At 46.1% G+C, this 1981-nt stretch carries 2 protein-coding genes; both read right to left on the bottom strand.

The window, feature by feature from the left end:
• Positions 1-201 precede the first annotated feature (201 nt).
• Positions 202-1119, bottom strand: coding sequence for a nucleoside hydrolase (locus tag AC1DUA_RS35370; RefSeq protein WP_477504187.1), 918 nt, complete (start codon positions 1117-1119; stop codon positions 202-204).
• 39 nt (positions 1120-1158) lie between these two features.
• Positions 1159-1981 (bottom strand): low temperature requirement protein A (locus AC1DUA_RS35365; protein ID WP_477504186.1); only part of this gene is annotated, 823 nt, incomplete at its 5' end.

Genomic DNA, 1981 nt, shown 5'->3' with positions numbered 1-1981 from the left:
CTTACTATATATGGTGAAAATAAAGGTAGAAAGTGGAGCTGCTTGCGCAAAAGTGGATGAATTGTGGAAAATAACAGAAGGAATCGGCGTTAAGTACAATTTGCTGAAAACACAGACCTCAGTTCCCAATGAGGGAACACTTACACCGCAAAAATCCCCCACATCCAACGGATGGAGGGACTCCCCGAACACTTGCCTCAATCAGCCTTCCAGCTTGCTGAAGAAATCTTTAAATACAAGATCACGCCGTACAAAGTGAACATAACGAATAAAATGCCGCGAAGCATCGAAGCTGTAGCGGAAATCCTCCGACAGAATCGGGCTGTGCACCAGCTCATTGGGAAGCCAGCTGTCATCGACCAGATAAGCGATCGTCGCAATGTCCCAAATCACCCGCGAATAGGCAAAGTGGTCTTTCGCACAATTCTCGTAAGTTTCGTAGAGATAGCTACCAATCTCTCCCTTGTCCTTCACATGCTCCCGCACTTCCGGCAGCGTTGTGAGCAGGTGCGAAGTGACGCCCATACACGGAATTAATACGAGCGGCACGCCGCAATTAAGCACGGTTCGAGAAGCGTGCAAATCCTGCGCAAGGTTGAATTCCTTCGTATCTGGCCAAGGAAGAGCATGTCCGCCCAACCAGACAACGACGATTTTCTCGATGATCCGCGGCTCTATTAGTATTGCTGACGCGACATTCGTAATGGCACCGATCGCCACGACATAGAGCGGATCATCCTCTGGGGAGGCCATCGCCCGCTCCACCAAATTTCTCGCCGCATCGCTATCCTGCGGAGACTCAGCGCCAGCTAAGTATCCCGTCGATCCGCGATAAATCGGGATTCCGGACATTTCTGGCAGCAGCGCAGAAATTTTGTGCAGTTCCTGATAGCTTTTCTCCATGCCATCCGCGGGCCCGTCTGACAGTTCATTATGAAATGGAGCTGCATAAAAAGCCTCTACTTGCAGCTGCTCAGGGGATTTCAACGCATATACAACAGCGAATTGATCATCAATTTCGTTATAGGTATCTGTATCAAGCACCATGCGAACTTTTTTGCCTGGATGAGTTAGTCGCTGCAGCAGCTTTGCTTGCGTTATTTTCGGAAAAGATATCATAGCGCTGTACCTCCCTCGAATACTTCCATTCTTGGACTACTAACGGGTTGCTAATCTCGCATAAACCAGAAAAAATAGCGCCATTTCAGCAATAATCACATAGTTGGGTACAACAACGAACAAATCAATAACATAGAAACCACCGAGGATTCCTAAAAATAAGGCCAAATGAATCGGTCTAAGCTGCATATGCTTATGTCTGTACCGATGAAAGATGATCGACGTCGAGACGAAATACAACAGAACGGAGAGAAATACCATCGCCAAAATAAAGTGGTAGTCCAACTCATCCAGAAATAGCAGCTGAATCGATGCCGCAATTGTACTGAGAGATAAATAAACGAATAAATGAACATAAATAATCGTCTGTCCAACTGTTTGCAGCGCTTTATCCACTTTTCTCTCGATATTCTCAAAATACTGCCACCAAATACCAATGACGAGTATAAAGGCCAATGCCGCGAACAAAATCGATGACCATGTTCCGTTGCTATTCTGAAGAACAGCCAAAGTACTCACCACTAATTCCCCTAATAGAATCAGGGTAAACAAGGCAAACCGCTCCAATAAGTGATGCGTATTAATAGGCGTATGCACCAAGAACCGTCTTCCGATGACCGGCAGAAGAACATCGATCGCAATTCCCGCGTAAAGAATCAAATACCTTACCCAGGAGTCGAAAAATAAAGAGGCACTCGAGATCACGATACCGATCCAAAACCGTGTTCCTAAATATCGTGCTGTCACAGCACGGAGGGATGCTTCCCCTTTTTGAATCGCCAAATACTGAATGGCTGTTAACGCTCTCGAGCCTATGTATCCTATAAAAAAAGGAACGTAGTATCGATCAAAATCCGTAGAT

The sequence above is a fragment of the Paenibacillus sp. 01T422 genome (assembly GCF_056398785.1).
This window is presented reverse-complemented; position numbering and strand designations above follow the sequence as displayed.

What these genes read in the sequence shown, in the direction of transcription:
- AC1DUA_RS35370 (WP_477504187.1), bottom strand. Translation starts at nt 1,119, where the DNA reads ATGATATCTTTTCCGAAAATAACGCAAGCAAAGCTGCTGCAGCGACTA.